The organism is Arthrobacter sp. TJ-254 (assembly GCF_058269175.1).
This window is the reverse complement of sequence record NZ_JBZCNF010000003.1, coordinates 543,555-562,912: the sequence shown is the minus strand read 5'-3', so window position 1 is coordinate 562,912 and position 19,358 is coordinate 543,555. Positions and strand designations below refer to the sequence as shown.

Below are 19,358 nucleotides of genomic sequence, written 5' to 3'. Positions count from 1 at the left end.
CGCTTCCCTCGCCTACTGCTGGGCTTCCCGGGCCTACTGCTGGGCACCTCCGATGTTCACCATCCAGCTCACGCCGAACTTGTCGCTGCACATCCCAAAGCTGTCCCCCCAGGGCGCACGCTCAAGGGGCAGTTGGACGGTGCCTCCGTCGGCGAGCCTGTCCCAGTAACCCTGCAGCTCAGCCCCGTCTTCGCCGCTGAGCGAGACCGAATAGTTGGAGCCGGTCGAATACTCCATGCTGTTGGGGGTGTCGGCGCCCATGAGCACCATTCCACCGTCGGTCACGAGCATCGCATGCATGATCTTGTCCTGTTCGGACGGATCCTCGCTCGCATTGAACTCCGCGTACGTGCTCATTGTGAGTTCGCCGCCAAAAACGGACTGGTAAAACTCCATCGCCTGCTTTGCCGTGTCACGGAATCCCAAATAGGGATTTAGTTGCGTGCTCATAATTCAGCCTCCTGGTCGCCATTAATACAGCTCGAATTATCTTCCCCTGTGCCGCTTCGGGGAAGGCGGGAATGCAAGAAGCAGAAGCCTTCGTGGAAAAACGGGTAGCTGCCGGTGGCGGGATGTACCGGCCGCGCTTACAGCGCCGGGGCGCCGGCGGCGCGGTGCCGCTCCTGGAGTGCTATCTGGGCAGCCCGGGACCGCGCCCGCCGTGCACGGGTCGGCCAGGCGGCAATGAGCGTGAGAGCCGTCGCGAGCAGCACCAGCACCCCCACGGTTGCTGCAGCGTCGGTCCAGAACTGCTCGGGGAAGAGCCGGATGAGCGTATCGTCCTCGCGGAACGTCCACGTGCCCTCGGCGAAGAACAGGCCGTGGACCTGCGCAAAGAACAGCTCCCAGGCCAGCACGGCAGTGGCAGCGAGCGCGGCAATGAGTGCGACCGTGAGGACTGCGCCGGAGAACAGCGCCCTGCGGATTCCTCCCTTGTAGCGGCGGGCGAGATAGATGCAGGCAGCAATGCCCGCCAGCAGCATGAGTGCGGCCACGACGAATGACGCACCGAGAACCGACTTCACGTCCTGCATGTGGCTGACTTCGCTGTCGAGGAACAGCTGGCGCCCCTGTGCGTCAACCAGCCCGCCGAGGTAGCGCGCCGGGGCCAGGTTGAGCACGTAGTCAACGGCGTAGGACCCGTAGGTCATGCGGTCCTCCGTGGAGAACCCGAAGCTGTCCGAAGGGAAGCCAGGGCGGTGGTATTCGGCCCAGAGGAACAGCGACGACGTGACCGCCCGCACGGCTCCGGCGAGCACGATCACCGGGAAGAACAGTGCGATCAGAACCTGCAGGAACCGGGCAAGGACGGGCTTGGCCCGCACCGCGTGGTCACGTTCACGGGCCCTGCGCTGAACCTCCTCCTCGGACGGCCGCAGTGAGAGGGACCCCGTTGTTGAGGCGGGCTCGGCCCCGGTGCCGTTCCGGACCGGATCCACGCGCGTTTCGGGTTCCTTGGCGTGGGCTCCCGCGGCGTGTCCGGCTGCTGCACCGGCACCCGAGTCCGCGACCGGAAGCGCGGCGGTGGCAGGGCCCGCCGGAGCGGAGTGTGAATCGGCGTCCGTGCCCAGCGAAGCGGCGCGCGAATCACCGGCGGCGGGGTCCGCGACAGGCAGTGCGGCGGTGGCGGGGCCCACCGGAGCGGAGGGCGAAACACGGGCGTCCGGTTCCGTCACCGGCAGCGCGGCGGTGGCGGGGCCCACCGGGGCGGAGTGCGCGCCACCGTTGCTCCCGCCGCCGTCGCGTGAAGCGTGGGGCGATCCAGCAGGAGCTTCTGCGTCCGGCTCCACCTCGGACTGCCCGGCGGAGTGCGCGCCGGTGAGGAAGCGCGAAACGTCGGGCATCGTGCTTGCCTTGCGCATGGGGAGCGAACTGCGCTGTGCGATGACCGGCTCGCGGGGCGCGGGATCCGTTCCGGACTCCTGCCCGGTACCCGCAGGCTCGTGCTCTCTGCCGGTTTTGTCGATCTCTGCCACTGCTGGGTCTCCTCGCTGTGCGTCAGCCGCCCGGGCGGCTCCTGTTCCTCGAGCGTACCGGCCCGCACCCCCGCCGTGCCGGAGGCTCCCCGCGGTCCTACGCCGTCCTGAGTGTTTCGCCCCTGTCGATGCGCGCGAGGTCCCCGGTGTGCCCGGCCCGGACCGCCCTGCGGCCGAGGATAAGGGTGTAGGCCCAGTAGGCGGCGAGCACCAGCGCGCCGATCGTGATGCGCAGCCAGGCAGGGAGCATGCTGGGCGTGACGAAACCTTCGACGAGCCCCGAAACGAACAACACAAGGACGAGCCCCAGAGCGACGGTGATGAGGGCGCGCCCTTCAGCGGCGAGCGCCGAGGCGCGCGGCCGGCGGCCCGGGGCAACCCAGGCCCAGAACAGGCGCAGGCCCGCCGCCGTCGCGATGAAGATGGCTGTCAGCTCCATAAGCCCGTGAGGGAGGATGTAGATCAGGAACACATCCATCCGGTCGTAGGCTGCCATCATCCCTCCGGCCAGGCCAAGGCCCTGCGCGTTCTGGTAGAGGATCCACGGCGCCCAGATCCCGGTGACGCCGAACGCGACGGCCTGGAGCGCAATCCACGCATTGTTCGTCCACACGGCGCCGGCGAACGACGCCGCCGGGTTCTCCGAGTAGTAGTTGACGAAGTCTTCCTCAACGTACTGGCGGAGTTCCTCGTCGGTGCCCAGCGCGGCGATGACCTGAGGCGTTGTGGCGGCCCAGAACCCATAGAGCCACGCGACGCCGAGGAACAGGATTCCGACGACGACGGTCAGCCAGCGGATGCGGTAGAACGCCGCAGGCAGCGATGCAGCAAAAAACAGTGCCATGTCCTGGAGGAAGTCCGAGCGCGCACCGGTGAACCGGGTCCGTGCCCGGGAGAGCCGCATCGAGAGGTCCCCGGAGAGCGCACTTTCCGGAGCGACGGAGCGGATCATCGACAGGTGGGTCGAGACACGCTGGTAGAGGGTCAGGAGTTCGTCGGATTCCTCACCGGCCAAGCGGCGCCGCCGTACCAGTTCATCAAGCCGTTCCCAGTCGGGGCGGTGCACTTCGCGGAAGGCGTCGACGTCCATGCGCCTACCATATAGGGTCGCGGGGGCGGTTAGGCTTGCACCGGAAACGCCGCATCGGCCCGTCCGGGAGATGGACGGTGCGCGAGGAAGAGGGGAACCGCTGTGAACCAGGTCGTCACCGGCGAGGCCGTGGTGCTCGAACTGCGGCCGGCAGGCTTCGCGGGCCGCGCACTGAGCGCCCTCATTGACGCCGTCGCCCAGGTCCTTCTGCTCTTCGGAATCCTGATGCTGGTCGGCGGCACGCTCGAGGGCGTCTTCGACCCGGCGCTGACCCGCACCATCGGACTGGTGCTCGTCCTGTTGGTGTTCCTCATCCTCCCGGTGACAGTCGAGACGCTCACGCGCGGCAAGTCCCTGGGCCGGCTGGTTACGGGCCTGCGGATCGTGCGCGACGACGGCGGCGCCATCCGCTTCCGGCACGCCTTCATCCGGGGCATGCTGGCGGTCCTTGAAATCTACCTGCTGCTCGGTTCGCTCGCGTTTGTTGTCGCACTGTTCAACGAGCGCTCGAAGCGCCTCGGGGACCTGCTCGCCGGGACCTACTCGATGCGGGAGCGGGTGGTGGTGAAGCCGCGGGTCGCCGCCCACATGCCGCCAGGGCTTGAGCAGTGGGCGTCGACCGCCGACATCGGGCGGCTCCCCGAGTCCCTCGCGCGGCGGGCCTCACAGTTCCTCGCCCAGGCGCCCCGGCTGAACCCGCTCTCGCGGACCGCGCTCGCGATGGACCTGGCCCACGAGATGAGCCCGCATGTGGCTCCTGCTCCCCCGGCCGGCACCTCCGCCGAGGAGTTCCTCAACGCCGTCATCGCGGCACGCCGCGAGCGGGACTACAGCGCGCTGTCCCGGCAGAAGGCCCGGGCGGCGGAGGCGGCCCAGCGGCTGCACCGGCTTCCGTTCAGCTGACGATACGGCGCTGCCCTGGACCGGACGCCACGGGCGCCGGGACCGGTCAGGGCTGGGAGGAGTATTCCTCCCACGAGAGGTTCCAGTCACCGAACCCGTCGTGGACGTACATGGGGCCGTAGTTGGTGTTGAGGATCTGCACCACGTCCCCTGCGCTGAAGGTGTTGTAGAAGTATTCGGCGCCTTCAGGGGACATTCCGACACAGCCGTGCGAGACGTTGAACTGCCCGAGGGCCACCTGCGCCGCGGGCAGCGCCTCGTGCACGAACGCCCCGCCGTTGCTGAGCCGGCTGGCATGCTTGACCACCGTGGGAGGGTAGTAGGCGTCGTCGCCGGGCTTGAGCCCGATCGATTCCGCCGTGAACTTGGTCGACTCGTACTTTTCCATGACCACGTGGTAGCCCACGGTGGAGGGCCATTCCTCGGTGCCCAGGGTGATGGGGAAGGTCCGGTCGAGCTTGCCGTCGAGGTAGACCTTCATGGTTTTCGTCTTGTTGTCCACAACGGCCAGGCGGGTGTTGTGGGTCTTGACGGTGAACGTCCGGTCGAAGTTCCCGATCATCGAATTGCCGAATTCGACGCCGAACAACTTCATGTCAACGGTGATCGTGCTGTTCGGCGCCCAGAACTCCTGGGGCCGGTAACGGACCTTGGTGTCGCTCAGCCAGTAGAACGCCCCGGTCTGCCCGCTGGTGCTCGTGACCTTGATTGCTTTTTCGACAGCGTCGCGGTTGGTCACGGGTTCGCTGAAGTTGATTTCGAGGGGCTGGCCGGTGCCAACGGTGGAGCCGTCGAGTGGGAAGAGCGCCGCGTCGGCCTCGTTGGCCGGTTCGACGGTGGTGAAGCTCTTCTCGCTTGACGTCTTCGCCCCTGCGGAGTCGACGACCGTGAACGTGAACGAATACGCGGTGTTGAAGGCCAGCCGTTCCATGGCCTTCCAGGAGGATCCGTCGCCTGAAAGCCCGCCCGCTATGGGTTCTCCCCCCGCGCTCGGAGCGAGCTGGACATCCTCGAGCGTTCCGTTCCTGACCTTGATCTCGGCGACCGTTGCCGGGTTCACGGCCAGGGCGCCGTCGGTGGGGGTGACGCCGACCGTTGCTTTCTTCGGAGCCGGTTTCGGTGTCGCCGAGGGTGGGCTGTCCGGGGTCGAGCTGTGCGACACCTCAGGGGTGGACAGGGGTGCGGCGCCGCTGTTCCAGGGTGCGGCGACTGCGATGCCGATACCCCCGCCGACGACCACCATGCCCGCGGCTGCGAAAGCCACGATTTTCACGGCCCTGCGGCCGGACTGTCCCTGGTGTGTTCCATGCGTCATACGCCCAACCCTGTTCCCTTGAGAAAGCTGACCACCGCGATCTTACGCGGCAGGGGCGCTGAACCGGCGCAGCAGAGATTACAAACTGTGAACAATGCAGGGCCCCGCGGTGCGTCAGTAACGGTAGTGATCCGGCTTGTACGGCCCCGTCACGTCGATGTCGAGGTACTCGGCCTGCCCCTTGGTGAGTTCGGTCAGTTCGACGCCGAGCGCGCCCAGGTGGAGCCGGGCAACCTTCTCGTCAAGGATCTTGGGCAGTACGTAGACCTGGTTCTCGTACTCGGGGGTGCCCTCGGCGCGGAGCTTGCCGGCCTTCGTGAACAGTTCGATCTGCGCGATTGTCTGGTTGGCGAAGGAGTTGCTCATGACGAACGACGGGTGGCCCGTGGCGTTGCCGAGGTTCAGCAGCCGTCCCTCGGAGAGCAGGATGATCGAGTGGGCCGGAGTGCCTTCGGCCTCGCGTGCGGGGAAGACCCACTCGTGGACCTGCGGCTTGATTTCGATGCGGGTGATGCCATCGGTCTTCGCCAGTCCGGCGATGTCGATCTCGTTGTCGAAGTGCCCGATGTTTCCCACGATCGCCTGGTGCTTCATTCCGGCCATGTGGCTGGCGAGGATGACGTCCTTGTTGCCGGTTGTCGTGATGAAGATGTCGCCCTGGCCGAGGACCGATTCGAGGCGGGCCACCTGGTAGCCGTCCATTGCGGCCTGCAGGGCGCAGATCGGATCGATCTCCGTCACGATGACGCGGGCGCCCTGGCCGCGCAGGGCCTCGGCAGCGCCCTTGCCGACATCGCCGTAGCCGCACACGACGGCGACCTTCCCGCCGATGAGGACGTCGGTGGCCCGGTTGAGGCCGTCGGGAAGTGAGTGCCGGATCCCGTACTTGTTGTCGAACTTCGATTTGGTGACGGAGTCGTTGACGTTGATCGCAGGGAAGAGGAGCTTGCCCTGGGCGGCCAGCTGGTACAGGCGGTGCACGCCGGTCGTGGTTTCCTCGGTGACGCCCTTGATGCCGGCAGCGACGGCGGTCCACTTCCGCGGTTCGGTCTCGATGGTGCTGCGCAGCACGTCGAGGAACACCGTGTACTCGTGGGAGTAGTCGACGTCGCCCTCGGCGGGGTTGGCGGGCACGGCGCCTGCGGCTTCGAATTCGACGCCCTTATGGAGGAGCATCGTCGCGTCCCCGCCGTCGTCGAGGATCATGTTCGGGCCCAGGCCCTCGGCCTGTCCGGGCCAGGTGAGGATCTGGGCGGCCGTCCACCAGTACTCTTCGAGCGTCTCGTTCTTCCAGGCGAAGACGGGAACGCCCGCGGGTTCCTCGACCGTCCCTGATCCCACGACGACCGCGGCTGCGGCTTCGTCCTGGGTCGAGAAGATATTGCAGGAGGCCCACCGCACCTCGGCGCCCAGCGCCGTGAGGGTTTCAATGAGGACCGCCGTCTGCACAGTCATGTGCAGGGATCCGGCGATCCGCGCTCCCTTCAGCGGCTGGGAGTCGCCGTACTCGCGGCGCAGGGCCATCAGTCCCGGCATTTCATGCTCGGCAAGGCGGATCTGGTGCCGGCCGGCCTCCGCAAGGGAGAGGTCGGCGATCTTGTAGTCAAAAGTCATTGGAGAGGATTCCTAGGGTTGTGCGGGGGTGTCGGTGCCGGGGGCTTCCGCCGCGGAGTCGGTCGGCCCGTCCGGAGAGGGTTCGGAGTGGAGCATCACGGGGATGCCTTCTTCGACCCGGTAGCTTGAAAGCTCGCCTGCTTTACCCGGCATGACCGCGACGAGGAACCCGTCGCGCTCGACCAGCGGGGAACCCGTCAGCGGGCAGCGGAGCACCTCGAGCAGTTGCTTGGACAAAGGTGCCATGGGCCCTGGCTTTCTGGAGGGGACAACTGGGGAAAATCGCTCCGCTTAAGACTACCGCCCGGTGCCGCCGCGGCGGGAATCCTGGACGGGCCGGCCCCGTTACTGCTGTTCTGGCAGGACCCGCAGATGCCCGCGCCGGGCGCCGAGCCCGTCGGCCGGGGGGTCGAGCGGCGTCTTGGTGGCACGGGCGGCGGGCGAGCCGGCCTCGGGCGCGCGGTCGGCGGCGGCCTCGCGTACGGCGTCGGCCAGGGCCAGGAGGTCGTCAGGGTTGGGTTCGGGAAGGGTGGCCGGCAGGACCAGGCGCAGCACTTCCCACCCCCGGGGCACTGTCAGTTTCTCCGCGTGAAGTGCGCAAAGGTCGTAGCAGTGAGGCTCCGCGTAGGTAGCCAGCGGGCCGAGCACAGCTGTGGAGTCGGCATAGACATAGGTCAGCGTGGCGAACGCAGGGCGCTGGCAGGCTGATCGTGAACATTGACGGATGGATCCCACGATCCTGAAGCCTACCGGTTGGGAAGCGAAATCCGGGGAGGGCTCCCGGGAGTGCAATGGCATTGCATTGGGCATACAGTCGATACATGCGGGATGGATCAACATTTTCGGTGAACCTTACGGAGCCGGACCCGGCGGGCGCGGGGGCGCGACGCTCCTATTTCGAACGCCGTCGAAACCGTCGGGGACGGGGACTGCGCGGCGACCTCATCGGGTCGCACCTTCCCGGTTTCCGCACCCGTTCCGAGCAGTTCGACGAGTGGGTGATGGAGTCTGCCCAGCGCCTTGAACGGCTCTGGGGGGACCGCATCCAGGATCTCCAGATCGTGGTCCAGGAGATTCCGGACGGCCTTGAGGAGATTTCACGCGAGAAGCTGCGCGACCTGCTCGGCGCCGCGACCCGTGCCACCCCCGGGCGCCCCGCGGCGATCACCGTGTACCGCCATCCCGTGGAGATGGCTGCCAAGGGCGTCATGCCGGTCAACGAACTGGTTCACGACGTCGTGGTTGAGCAGGCCGCCGAGCTGCTGGGGATGGCCCCCGAAGCGGTCGACCCCGCCTACGGCCGCTCCCAGGCCTGAGCCGGCGCCGGACAGCTCCGGCCAGCCGGTTTGGCGGAGAGCGCGTCCCCTAAGCGTCCCAGCAGGTTTTCAGTAACCCAGGGTCACCTGGATGCTCTGCGTTCCCGTATTGCCTGCTGGAATTGGACTGACCGCGATGCCCGACGCCCCGCGCGCAAGCGTGTTGATCTGCGCTCCGAACACCGGATCCCCCGATGCGTTGAGGATGGCGGCGGTGGTCCCGGCGCCGAGGGCTGAGGCGGGCACGACGACCGAGGTTCCGCCGGCGATGCTGATGACCTGCTCGGCTCCGAGCCTGCCGCCCTCCCCCACCGGGGTCAGGGTGATCTCGGAGCGTCCGGCGGGGGCGCCGAAGACGAGGGCTGAGTCGACTCCCTGGGCGAAGACGACACTCGAGTCGCTGCCGACCCGCTCGGCCGAGACGGCGCCGCCGAAGTCGACCGGCTTGCCGGGGGTGCTCCCGAGGATGACCCGGGCTGCTGCGGCAACGGGAACATCGGAGGTCACCGCCACCGTGTAGCTGCCGGCCGGGAGCGAGTCGAGGGCGAAGCTGCTCACCGACCCGGCCGGAGCCGTGACAACGGCGCCTCCGCTGAGTTCCTTCCGGCCGTCGGGGCCGAAGACCTGGATATCGAGCACGGCATCGCTTGTGCCGGGGACGAGCACCTGCACCTCGGCGGATGCGTCTTCCCAGCCCTTGCGTTCCCGAAGGCTCCGGGCCTTGCCTGCGTCCTGAAGGACGACACCGGGGACCACCTGGCTGGCCGAGGCGGCAGCGGTGGGCGTCAGCAGCTCGACCCCGCCCGGGGTGAGGCCGCGGAGCACGCTCTGCTGGATCACGCCGGCGACCCGCCCGCCGCTGCTGCGCACGCGGACCGCCAGGTCCTCCTGGTTTGCGGCGAGGCCGCCGAGCACGAGCTGTACCGATTCGCCCGGTGGAACAAGCTGGTCGGCGCCGCCCGGGGCGTCGATCGGGCCCGAGGCGCCCCGCAGCTCGAGGTCGACGGTGGCCGGGGTCTCGGTGGGGTTCGACAGGATCAGCACCGAGGATCTGCCTGCGGTGGTTGCCGCACCGAGGATCCAGAAGTCGTTCGAGGGCGTCTGGCAGCGGGCAGCGGCGAGGCCGCGGAGATCACCGTCGCCTGCGGTATAGCTGAGCATTGCCCCGGCCACGGGGGTCTGCGTCCCGTGCGGTTCGGCGCGGAAGACCGACGGCGCCTTCACCGCGGTGCCGCCGAGGGTTCCGGCCCGCCGGCTGGTCAGCCCGTCCTCGTCACTGCTGGCCGGTGGTGCGTCGGGCGACGCGCCTTCCGGACTCTTCGAGAGGACGGTGAGCGGGTCGCCGGGACCGAGTGGGTAGAGCGCGCTGCCCGGCAGCGTTCCGGAGAGGTCGCCGAGGACCATGGCGCTGACCCGGGTCTTGGCCGTCTTGGACACGGGGCTGAACTCGGGATCAGCGCTCCCGGCGTCGGCGAGGAGCCTCGGAGGGCCGGGGCACACCGCCGTGTAGTCGCCGGCGGGGACCTCCACGGCCGGCGCCCGGTGCTGCATGGCCGAGGGGTCGGGCACAAGGTACGACGACGCCGAAGCAAGCGCTGCCGTCGCGGCGAGGAGCACTACGCTTGCGGCCACGCCGGCCGTGCCGCGCAGCCCGTGCTGGCGGGTGCTCCGGGCGGCCGCTGCGGCACCGCTGCCCGGCGGGGTGTTCGGAATGCCGTCGGTCTCGGGGGTGCCGTCGGTCTCGGGGGTGCCGGGTGTCTCGGGCCGGGCCGGCGGGGTGTCGTTGGTCATGGGGTTGTCTTTCCGCCGCTCAAGCTCACGAGCTTCTTTCCTGGGGACGCGACCTGCCCGCCGTCGTCGGCCGCGTGCTGCGGAGCGGGGTTCGGCCGTTCCGTCACGGAGGGCGCGGCCCGGCCCGGTCCGCGCGGGGGAACCCGCACAAACCGGGGGCGGGAGGGGATGGGTATGGCGAGCAGCACGGTCATGAGCAGCACAACTGCCTGCCCGGTCTCCGCCCAGGGCTGCCACGGGCTGACGAACCTCACGGTCAGGGTGCCGCCGCCGGGGGGAAGGGAGAAGACCTGGTTCCAGCCTGTGGAGGCGCCCTCGAGGGCCCGCCCGTCGAGGGTTGCCCGCCATCCCGGATGGGCCCGCTCGGCCAGGACGAGGGTTCGCCCTTCGGATCCGGCGGGGATCGGCGCGTCGACGGTGATGGGGTTGGAGGGGACGATCGCTTCGGGGCGGCCGTCGGCGTCGAGGATGCGCACCCGTGCCGTGCGGGCGCTCGCGTCTTCGGTGCCGTCGACGTCCGCCGCGGGCGCTACGCGCCAAAGCCAGCCGGACGGGGTGTTTCCGACGGCCGTAAGGCCGGGAACCGCGTCGATGCGGCCAGCGAGCAGCTCGGCCGCGGTGTCCGACTGCTGCAGGACAACGTAGCCCACACCGAGTCCGGTCAGTTCGGCCCGGGGATCGACCCCGGTGCCGGCGACGATTGTGGCAACGGTGGTGCGCAGGGCTGTGGTCGCTTCGTCGTCGGCGCGTATTCCGGCCGAGCCGGCGGCTCCGTGGACGCTGCGCGCGGCGTAATGCTGTGAGAGGGCGTCGAGGGTTGTGCCTCCCCCGCGCATGAGGAACGCACTCACCGCTCCGGCGTCGTCCGTCCTCAGCACGAGCGTCCGGGTGCGGTCGGGGCCGTTGCCGCGGTCGGCCGCGGTGGCGGGCAGGATGCGGGAGACCCCCGGGACGACGAGCATCTCGGCACCGAGGCGTGTACCGGCCGATGCAGGATCGGCGGGGCCCGCCGGCGGGGTACCGTCGGGCTGGACCGCGCCGGCCGGGGCTGCCGCCGAGGCGCTGCCGGTGTGGTTGAACTGCTGGAGCCCCCACAGGCCGAGGCTTGCCACCGGGCCCAGGGCCAACAGCACCGCCCCGGCGGCCAGCAGCGTCCGGGCCGGGACGCGCCGGGCGGGCATGCCCTCGCGGTCGAGGATCCCGTCGGCGCCGATCAGGGCCGCCCACAGCGCGGCCAGGATGAAGAGCGAGACGAGCGGCCCGGGGAACGGCGGGATCAGGGAGTCGGGGCCTGCGGCAACGGGAAGGAAGGCGGAGGCTGCACTTGCGGCGAGGGCCAGCAGCGCCATCGACCAGGCGGTGAGGGCGGCGGCGCGGCGCTCGGTGCGGAACAGGGAGGCTGCGGCGAGGGCCAGCACCGGCGCCCCGACCAGGACTGCGGCCCCGAGCGCCCACGGGCCCGTCCCAAGGAAGTCGGCTGCTGCGGGCGGCTGTAGGGCATCGAACGCGGCGGGGTAGCCGAGGACCTGCTGCCACAACGGCGCCGCAGTGAACGCAAGCGGCACCCCGGGGTCCCCAAGGACGCCGCGCGGCTCGTTGACCGCCGATGCGGCGAAGGGAATGAAGAGCGCTGCTGCGGGGAGGAGGGACCACCAGAGGGTCTTCGCCCTGCGCCGCAGGTAGAGGCTCGTCCCGAGCACCCCGAGGGCCACGGGAATCAGCAGCGACGGCGCCGAGGCGGTTGCCGCTGCCAGGAGCAGGCCTGCCGCCGCGGCGGCCGTCCAGCTTGGCACACCGTTGCTGCCCGGCTTTGACGCGATCTCCCCCTGCTGGCGGTCCTGCACGGCTCCGCCTACGGCGCGCACCATTCCAAGGAGCACCAGCGGAAGCAGCACGTGGGCGAGGAGCGCTCCAAGCCTTCCGCTGCCCAGGGCCACCTGGGCAGCCGGCACGGCGGCCCAGAACAGGGCGCTCCAGAACCGCAGTCCGCGCGAACGGGTCAGTGCCCCTGCGGCGAACCAGGCGCTGAGGCCGGCCAGCGGCAGTGCAAGCAGCATTACTGCGACAACCGCGGCGTTGGCGTTGCCGATGCCCAGAAGCGAGAGGACCCAGAGAACGTAGGAGAACGGGTTTCCGTGACCGGCGGCACCGGTGCCGACCTGGCTCCACCAGGCCGAGGCGTTGTCCCAGATGGCTCCCGGCGACTCCGAGACGGGAAGGAGCGCGCCCCCGGTCAGGGCGGGCGCGCCGACCCAGCGGTGCAGGGCGGCGACGGAAACGGTGAGGAGCAGGGCGAAGGCCGCGAGCGCGCCCGCTCCCGCCCAGGGGTTTGCCGGGGCGCCGAGCGCCGCGAAGTCATCATTGCTGTCCCCGGCCGGCACGTCCTCTTCGGGCCGGGCAGTCCCTCCCCCCGCGACGGCACCGCGGGCGGTGAAGGCCTCGAGCACCGACCGGCGGTGGGCCCACACCTCCCGGCGGGGCGTGAGCAGGGGCCGGACGACGGCGCGGGGAAGCGTGCGGGTGCGGCCGGCGCTGCGCCGGGACCGGAAGAGGACGAGGGGCCGGAGCACGCCGGCAAGGGATCCCACCAGCTGGCCCATCCCGTAGGCGGGGTCCTTGGCGAGCAGCCCGAAGAGCAGCCTGCCGACGCCTCCGAGCACGGCGCCAACGGCAAGGAAAGGGACCTTCCACGCCGCGGCGTGTTTCAGCCGAAGGAACACCTCGGCCCTGCGCGCGGCCCGGGGGCCCGCCGTCGCGGCACTCCGGTCTCCGGCGTGCCGCACGACCGCCGCGGGGACAACCACTACCCGGTGGCCCGCCAGGCGGTTGCGCCAGCAGTAGTCGACGTCGTCCCCGACTCCCGGAAGGGCGGGGTCGAAACCGCCGAGCGCATCGAAGACGTCGCGCCGGATCAGCATTCCGGCGGAATTCACGGCGAAGGTGTCGCTGCGGGCGTCGTACTGGCCCTGGTCGTGCTCATCGACGTCGATCAGTGTGAGGCGTTCCGCCCAGCGGCTGATCGAAAGCCCGACGTCGACGAGCTCCCGCCGGTTGTACCAGGCCACCTGCTTTGCTCCGGCGACCGTCACCGACGGTGCCCGTTCAACAGCCAGCAGCAGTTCCTCGAGTGCGGTGGGCTCGGGCGCCGAGTCGTCGTGAAGCACCCAGAGCCAGTCCTGGCTGGTGGTTCCCTGCGGGGCGTCCCGCTGGGCGGGTATCTGCGGCAGGGCGGCCCTCACCGCACCTCCGAAACCACCGCGGGAGGAGGCACCGACGACGGGGCTGCCGACCGGAAGGCGAAGCTGGAGGATCGACGGGGAATCGTCGGTGGACCCCGTGTCCACTCCGACGTGGAAATCTGCGGGCCGGCTCTGGCGGCTCAGCGCTTCAAGTGTTGTTGGAAGGAACTGTGCTCCGTTGTGGGCTACGACAACGGCGGTTACGCGGACATCGAGCAGAATCAGACTGCTCGCTTCCGAAGCCGGCGGCGTTCACGCTCGGACAGTCCGCCCCAGATGCCGAAGCGCTCATCGTGCTCGAGCGCGTATTCGAGGCATTCGGAGCGCACCATGCACGCGCCGCAGACTTTCTTGGCGTCGCGGGTCGATCCACCCTTTTCGGGGAAGAACGCTTCGGGGTCGGTCTGCGCGCACAGGGCATCGGACTGCCAGCCGAGCTCGCCCTCGTCATCGAAATTGTTGCGGGAAGGCAACCCGATCCAGACGGCCTTCGATGAGTCCTCGGAGGGAACCTCAGGCAGTACCGGCGCGGCAGTGGACCAGTCGTCGCGCTGCGGCAGCACCAGCAGGCTGCTCGGTCCCTGCTCGACGTCCGGCAGGTCGGCGAGCGCCTCGTGCGCGGAGAGGAAGGCCGTTGCCTGCTCCTCGAGTGAGGCCCGGGAGTCTTCGCGGTAGCGCTCTGCCGCACCAGGATCGGCGGGGTCAACGAACCAGTCATCGGGAACACCCCGCGAGCCGTAGCGCGACGAAGCCTGCGCTGCGATAGTTGGTTGTTCCTCGATGCGTTCCGATTGCCCCATGACCAGCCTTCCCGGTGTCCCCATCCCAGCGTCAATCCGGGCGACGCTTGCGCCGGAGTGCTGGATTAAATCCGATACCTAATTACAAGGGTGTAATACGTCAGAGTCAAGCGGGGGTGGGAATTTTACAGACGATGTCCAGCAAACTGATGAACGCCACGCTGGGAAATTCCTCAAGAATTGTCCGCGCGTCGCCCGGGAACCGGAGAAAAGCGCTGCACGCCCTAAGAATTCTATGCTGGTTAACGTACCAGTGAGCAAACCCGCCCCACCAGGCACTTTTGTAACACGTCAGACTCTACTCCGCCGCCGGACGAACAGGAAGACCGAACCCATGCCGCAGCCCGCCACTCCCGATGTCCTCCTCTCACGCCTGCGTTCGGCGGCCTCTTCGCCCCGCCTCGTCTGGTACGGCCCCAACGAACGCGTCGAGCTCTCCGGAAAGGTATTCGACAACTGGGTCGCCAAGACCTCGAACTTCCTCGTCGATGAACTCGACGCGGGCCCTGGAACCCGGGTGCGGCTTGACCTGCCGGTCCATTGGAAGAGCCTTGTCTGGGCGATGGCGTGCTGGCAGGTCGGCGCTGTCGTTCTGCCCGGTGATCCCACCGGAGAGGACGGCGGGCCCGGCGGCGGCTCCCGTGCCGACATCGTCGTGAGTTCCGCCGAGGGCGGCGCGGCCCGGGCGCCCGCGATCCTTGTGGCCGTCGCGCTGGGAGCCCTCGAGATGCGCTGGCCCTCGGCGCTCCCCGCCGGGGCCGTTGACTACGCCGCCGAGGTCCGGGCGCACGGCGACGTGTTCGTCGACGCCGTGCCGCAGGCACCCGGCACGCCCCTGATCAGCGGGACGGGGGCGGGCGAACTGAGCGCGGCCGCCTTGGCTGAGGTTTACGGCGCGGGCCACGCACCGGGCAGCGTCGTGCTGCTCCCCTCCGACGCAACCCTGGTTCAGGCGCTTGCGGCGGCGCTTCGGGTGTGGGAGTCGGAGGGAACGCTGATTCTCACCCATCCCGAGGTGCCCGTCTCCGACAGCCTGCTTGCCGGCGAAAAGGTCACAGTCCATGCGGCCTTTCCTCCGGTTTCCGGCTGAATCACCCCGGTCCCGCCGCGGGCCCTGCGGCCATTGGGCCGGTGCGGCGCCGGGAGCGCGCTGTCCCCTGCGGATCGCAGGAGCCGGGAAGCCTAGGAGTCGGTCGGTTCGGCGACGGGCACCCGGGTGCGGGCGCCGTCCCCGCTTTCCTGAGCGGTTGCGGGGGCTCCGCCGGGAAGGTGGAGGAGTTCGTGGTCGTGGCTGAAGGCGGGATCCTCGTCGAGTTCGGCATTGAAGACCCAGAAGCGGTACGCGACAAAGCGCAGCACAGTGGCGAGGACCGTTCCGGCGATCCCCGCGGCGAAAAGGAGCCCTCGGTCGGAGATGTCGAGCGGATACTTGGCGATCCACACGCAGCCGGCGGCGATCCCCATGCCGATCACGTTGATCAGGACGAACATTGACAGTTCACGAAGTGGATTGGCCTGCCTCCGGTGCCGGAACGTCCAGTACCTGTTGGCCACCCACGCGAACACCGTGGCGATGGAAGCCGATACGAAGCGCGCCTTGACCTCGCTGTCGGCCATCGGTCCGTGAATGAGGTACCAGAACAACCCGTTGTCTATGACAAATGCCACTCCGCCGACGGCTCCGAACTTCGCCACCTCACGCCAGAAAAGAGAGGCGAGGCCCCGGACGCGCTCTGCGAGTAGTGACAATCTGACCTCCGGGTACAGGGTTTCGTGCGGCGATGATGCAGCGGTTTGTGCCGCAATGCCGGCGGAGCCGGTCGGGCGCCGAGGGGGCCCCGGGGCGCCGGGGCCGTCCATCCGGCGTACAAACTCCCATTTTACGTGCCGTTTCTGCGCGTTGGCTCAGAACTTCCTCCCAGCCAACGGGCCGATCCCAGCGATTCCATCGAGGGTGGGTACCCTGAGGGGGTGACTTTTCCAGTAATCGGCGTGGTTGGCGGCGGCCAGCTCGCCCGCATGATGGCAGTTCCCGCGGTCGAACTGGGCTTTGAACTCCGTGTCCTCGCCGAAGGCCCCGACGTTTCGGCTGTTGCCGCAGTGGCCCACTCGACGGTGGGCGACTACACCGACGCGGACGCGCTCGGAGCGTTCGCCGCCGGGGTCGATGTCCTGACATTCGACCACGAGCACGTGCCGGGTGAGCTGCTCGAGAAGCTCGCCGCGTCAGGGGTGAACGTGCAGCCTCCGCCCGCAGCCCTGGCCCATGCCCAGGACAAGCTGCTCATGCGGCGCGCCGTCGAGGGCCTTGGCCTGCCCAACCCCCGGTGGGCTGCGGTGAGCGACCTCGACTCGCTCGCGCGGTTCGGCGATGCGGCGGGGTGGCCGGTCGTCCTCAAGACCCCGCGCGGCGGGTACGACGGCAAGGGCGTGCTCGTCCTCAGGTCGCCGGAGGATCTTCCCTCCGCCGCGGGCTGGTTCACGGGCTCGGCGCTGCTCGCCGAGGAATTCGTGAACTTCAGCCGGGAGCTCTCGGTGCTCGTTGCGCGGACGCCGTCGGGAGCCAGCAGGCCCTGGCCGGTTGTGCAGTCGATCCAGGTGGACAGCGTCTGCGACGAAGTGATCGCTCCCGCGCCGGGGCTTCCCGCTGCCACCGCCCAGGCGGCGACCGCCGCCGCGCTGCGCATCGCGGACGAACTCGGCGTCACCGGCGTCATGGCGGTCGAACTTTTCGAAACCCCCGATTCTCCGGCCGGTTTCCTCATCAACGAGCTCGCGATGCGCCCGCACAACTCCGGGCACTGGACCATCGACGGGTCGGTGACGAGCCAGTTCGAACAGCACCTGCGCGCGGTGCTTGACCTGCCGCTCGGCGACACCGCGGCAACCGGTCCGGTTGTCGTCATGAAGAACTACCTCGGGGGCGCAAACCCCGACATCTTCAGCGCCTACCGCGCCGCGCTGTCGGCCGAGCCGTCCGCTAAGGTGCACTTTTATGGCAAGTCGGTCCGCCCGGGCCGCAAGATCGGCCATGTCAACGCCGTCGGCGCCCCGGGTGAAAGCCTCGACGTCGTCCGGGCCCGTGCCGCCCGAACCGCCGCCGTCCTGCGCGACGGGAACGATCAGCGCACCGCGCCCGGCGGCGGGAACTCCTGGAAGGAAGATCAGTGACCAACCCCCTGGTAGGACTCGTGATGGGGTCGGACTCCGACTGGCCCGTGCTCAAAGCTGCCGCGGAGGCGCTCGAGGAGTTCGGCATCCCCTACGAGGCGGACGTGGTTTCGGCACACCGGATGCCCGTTGAAATGATCGAGTACGGCCAGCGGGCCGCGGGGAGGGGCCTGCGGGTCATCATCGCCGGTGCAGGCGGGGCAGCGCACCTGCCCGGGATGCTCGCCTCCGTCACCCCCCTGCCGGTGATCGGGGTTCCCGTGCCGCTGAAGTACCTCGACGGAATGGACTCGCTCCTGTCGATCGTGCAGATGCCCGCGGGCGTGCCCGTGGCCGCGGTGTCGATCGGCGGTGCCCGCAATGCCGGCCTGCTGGCGGTGCGCGTCCTTGCCGCAGGTGAGGGTGAAGCCGCAGGGAAACTGCGGCAGGACCTCGACGCCTTTGCCGCTTCACTCAAGGAAACCGCGGTCCGGAAGGGGGCGGCCCTCCGGGAGCGCGCCCCGCAGCAGGCTGCGGAGTCGAAATGATCACAGGCATCCGGCCCGCACAGGGCCCCGTGGGAGACGCGCCGGGACGCCTGACGAACCCCGTCCGCTTTCCCCAGTCCGCTCCCCCGGCGGTGCGCACCAAGCGTGCCTTCTTCCTGCTGGCCCTTACCCTTTTCCTTCCCGGTTCGGCACAGGTCGTCGCCGGGAACCGCACCCTTGGGCGGAAGGCGCTGCGGGTGACCTTCGTCGTGTGGGCCGCCGTGATCGCCGGGGTGCTCGCCGCCCTCGCGAACCGCCAGTTCGCCGTGAGCGTTGTGACAAACACCTGGTCCTCCCTTGCCCTGATGTCCGTCCTGCTCGTCCTTGCCGCGTGCTGGGCCCTGCTGTTCATCAACACGCTCCGGATCATTCGTCCGCCCCTGCTCGAGCGCGGCGTGCGCCCCCTTGTGGCAGCCGCAATGGCCGGGCTCATGGTCATCACCAGCGGCTCGCTCGCGTACGGCGCGTACCTGCTGGGGGTGGGCCGCTCCACCGTCGGCTCGATCTTCCAGGCCGGGCCCGCCTTCGATCCGGTTGACGGACGCTACAACTTCCTGCTCATGGGAGGCGATGCCGGGGAGGACCGCACCGGACGCCGCCCCGACAGCATCTCGGTCATCAGCGTCGACGCGAAGACCGGCGCGACGGTGACATTCAGCATCCCGCGCAACTTCCAGAACGCGCCGTTCCCCGAGGACTCGCCCTTGCACGAGGTGTATCCGGACGGGTACAACTGCGGCGACGAGTGCATCATCAACAGCCTCTACACGACGGTGTCGCAGAACTACGCAGACCTCTACCCGGACAGCGCCGATCCGGGAGCCGAAGCCATGATGGACGCCGCGTCAGGGGTGCTCGGCCTTGAGGTGCAGGGGTATCTCCTCGTCGACATGACCGGCTTTGAGAAGCTCATCGACGCGATGGGGGGCATCCGGATCGACGCCGGGGGCTGGGTTCCGATCTCGGGTCCGGACATCCCGGGGACCGACCCGGTGCGCCATTACCCGCCCGAAGGCTGGATTCCACCAGGCGTCCAGACCCTCGACGGCCACCACGCGCTCTGGTACGCCCGTTCGCGTGAGTTCGTCACGGACTACGACCGCATCGCCCGCCAGCAGTGCGTCCAGCAGGCGATGATCGCCCAGCTCGATCCGGCGACGCTGCTGACCCGCTTCCAGTCGATCGCCGCCGCGGGAACGCAGATCGTTGAGACTGACATCCCCCAGGACCAGCTCGGCAGCTTCGTTGACCTCGCGCTTAAGGCAAAGGACCACGAAACCCGCCGCCTGACCATCGGCCCACCCGATTTCGGCACGCCCGCCGACAACTTCGTCACCTACCCCGAGTTCCCCAAGATCCACTCCCGGGTCCAGGAGGAGCTGGCGTCCGCGAGCGGAGACGATCCCTCGGCGGCCGGGGCCGGCGTGCTCCAGGCGGAAAGGACCGCGCTGACCGGCCCGGCAGTCCCGGCACAGGCACCAGAGTCAGGGATCACCGAGGCGTACCTCCAGGAGCTCGCCACGATCGGTGACGACGCGACGCTCAGCACGCTTCTCGCAAACAATGGAGAATGTTCCCCAGCCTGACCCAGAAGCCCGAGCCACGGAGGAGAGTCC

General features: G+C 69.0%; 17 protein-coding genes. 6 read left to right on the top strand and 11 right to left on the bottom strand.

The annotated features are described in order from the left end of the window. Positions 1-33: 33 nt before the first annotated feature. The 3 genes from AC4D14_RS11250 to AC4D14_RS11240 all read right to left on the bottom strand — a co-directional run bounded on the left by AC4D14_RS11250 (position 34) and on the right by AC4D14_RS11240 (position 3,066). A complete protein-coding gene (locus AC4D14_RS11250; protein ID WP_490902299.1) occupies positions 34-450 on the bottom strand; it encodes a VOC family protein in 417 nt (138 codons plus the stop codon). Positions 451-587: 137 nt separating this feature from the next. Further along, on the bottom strand, positions 588-1,976 hold the full coding sequence (locus AC4D14_RS11245) for a DUF1461 domain-containing protein (RefSeq protein ID WP_490902298.1): 1,389 nt from the start codon (positions 1,974-1,976) through the stop codon (positions 588-590). Between the two features lie 97 nt (positions 1,977-2,073). Then, positions 2,074-3,066, bottom strand: coding sequence for a stage II sporulation protein M (locus AC4D14_RS11240; protein WP_490902297.1), 993 nt, complete (start codon positions 3,064-3,066; stop codon positions 2,074-2,076). Between the two features lie 102 nt (positions 3,067-3,168). On the opposite strand from AC4D14_RS11240, the gene AC4D14_RS11235 reads away from it, so the two are divergent. After that, positions 3,169-3,969: an RDD family protein gene (locus tag AC4D14_RS11235; protein ID WP_490902296.1), complete on the top strand. Its 801-nt coding sequence runs from the start codon at positions 3,169-3,171 to the stop codon at positions 3,967-3,969. 46 nt (positions 3,970-4,015) lie between these two features. Here AC4D14_RS11235 and AC4D14_RS11230 read toward each other — a convergent pair whose 3' ends face one another. The 4 genes from AC4D14_RS11230 to AC4D14_RS11215 all read right to left on the bottom strand — a co-directional run bounded on the left by AC4D14_RS11230 (position 4,016) and on the right by AC4D14_RS11215 (position 7,633). Then, complete coding sequence (locus tag AC4D14_RS11230; protein WP_490902294.1) at positions 4,016-5,284, bottom strand: L,D-transpeptidase; 1,269 nt, start codon at positions 5,282-5,284, stop codon at positions 4,016-4,018. Between the two features lie 114 nt (positions 5,285-5,398). After that, positions 5,399-6,898 (bottom strand): adenosylhomocysteinase, encoded by a 1,500-nt coding sequence (ahcY, locus tag AC4D14_RS11225; protein ID WP_490902293.1) that lies wholly within the window; start codon positions 6,896-6,898, stop codon positions 5,399-5,401. 12 nt (positions 6,899-6,910) lie between these two features. Beyond that, on the bottom strand, positions 6,911-7,144 hold the full coding sequence (locus AC4D14_RS11220; RefSeq protein ID WP_490902292.1) for a Trm112 family protein: 234 nt from the start codon (positions 7,142-7,144) through the stop codon (positions 6,911-6,913). A 99-nt stretch (positions 7,145-7,243) separates the two neighbouring features. After that, positions 7,244-7,633, bottom strand: a complete 390-nt coding sequence (locus tag AC4D14_RS11215; protein WP_490902291.1) for a DUF3499 domain-containing protein — start codon at positions 7,631-7,633, stop codon at positions 7,244-7,246. A 110-nt stretch (positions 7,634-7,743) separates the two neighbouring features. On the opposite strand from AC4D14_RS11215, the gene AC4D14_RS11210 reads away from it, so the two are divergent. Next, positions 7,744-8,214 carry a metallopeptidase family protein gene (locus AC4D14_RS11210; RefSeq protein WP_490902289.1) on the top strand — a complete coding sequence of 157 codons (471 nt, stop codon included), beginning with the start codon at positions 7,744-7,746 and terminating at the stop codon, positions 8,212-8,214. Between the two features lie 69 nt (positions 8,215-8,283). On the opposite strand, the gene AC4D14_RS11205 is transcribed toward AC4D14_RS11210, so the two are convergent. From AC4D14_RS11205 to AC4D14_RS11195, 3 genes are read right to left on the bottom strand one after another with little or no spacing between them, the layout of a single operon-like run. Then, positions 8,284-10,005, bottom strand: a complete 1,722-nt coding sequence (locus AC4D14_RS11205; RefSeq protein ID WP_490902288.1) for a DUF5719 family protein — start codon at positions 10,003-10,005, stop codon at positions 8,284-8,286. Continuing rightward, a complete protein-coding gene (locus AC4D14_RS11200; protein ID WP_490902400.1) occupies positions 10,002-13,463 on the bottom strand; it encodes a glycosyltransferase in 3,462 nt (1,153 codons plus the stop codon). The genes AC4D14_RS11205 and AC4D14_RS11200 overlap by 4 nt, the downstream gene beginning before the upstream one ends. A gap of 2 nt (positions 13,464-13,465) precedes the next feature. Beyond that, entirely contained in the window at positions 13,466-14,044 is a 579-nt protein-coding gene (locus AC4D14_RS11195; protein ID WP_490902287.1) for a WhiB family transcriptional regulator, read from the bottom strand. A gap of 334 nt (positions 14,045-14,378) precedes the next feature. Between AC4D14_RS11195 and AC4D14_RS11190 the strand changes: the two genes are divergently transcribed. Beyond that, on the top strand, positions 14,379-15,134 hold the full coding sequence (locus tag AC4D14_RS11190) for a TIGR03089 family protein (protein WP_490902286.1): 756 nt from the start codon (positions 14,379-14,381) through the stop codon (positions 15,132-15,134). Positions 15,135-15,226: 92 nt separating this feature from the next. On the opposite strand, the gene AC4D14_RS11185 is transcribed toward AC4D14_RS11190, so the two are convergent. After that, the gene (locus AC4D14_RS11185; RefSeq protein ID WP_490902285.1) at positions 15,227-15,793 is read right to left on the bottom strand and encodes a GtrA family protein; all 567 of its coding nucleotides are present in this window, start codon (positions 15,791-15,793) and stop codon (positions 15,227-15,229) included. Between the two features lie 222 nt (positions 15,794-16,015). Here AC4D14_RS11185 and AC4D14_RS11180 point away from each other — a divergent pair, with 222 nt between their 5' ends. The 3 genes from AC4D14_RS11180 to AC4D14_RS11170 are packed head-to-tail and all read left to right on the top strand — an operon-like array spanning position 16,016 to position 19,328. After that, positions 16,016-17,215 (top strand): 5-(carboxyamino)imidazole ribonucleotide synthase, encoded by a 1,200-nt coding sequence (locus AC4D14_RS11180; protein ID WP_490902284.1) that lies wholly within the window; start codon positions 16,016-16,018, stop codon positions 17,213-17,215. A 23-nt stretch (positions 17,216-17,238) separates the two neighbouring features. Continuing rightward, complete coding sequence (gene purE / locus AC4D14_RS11175) at positions 17,239-17,742, top strand: 5-(carboxyamino)imidazole ribonucleotide mutase (protein ID WP_490902399.1); 504 nt, start codon at positions 17,239-17,241, stop codon at positions 17,740-17,742. Continuing rightward, the gene (locus tag AC4D14_RS11170; protein WP_490902283.1) at positions 17,739-19,328 is read left to right on the top strand and encodes an LCP family protein; all 1,590 of its coding nucleotides are present in this window, start codon (positions 17,739-17,741) and stop codon (positions 19,326-19,328) included. The genes purE and AC4D14_RS11170 overlap by 4 nt, the downstream gene beginning before the upstream one ends. The last annotated feature ends 30 nt before the right edge of the window (positions 19,329-19,358 follow it).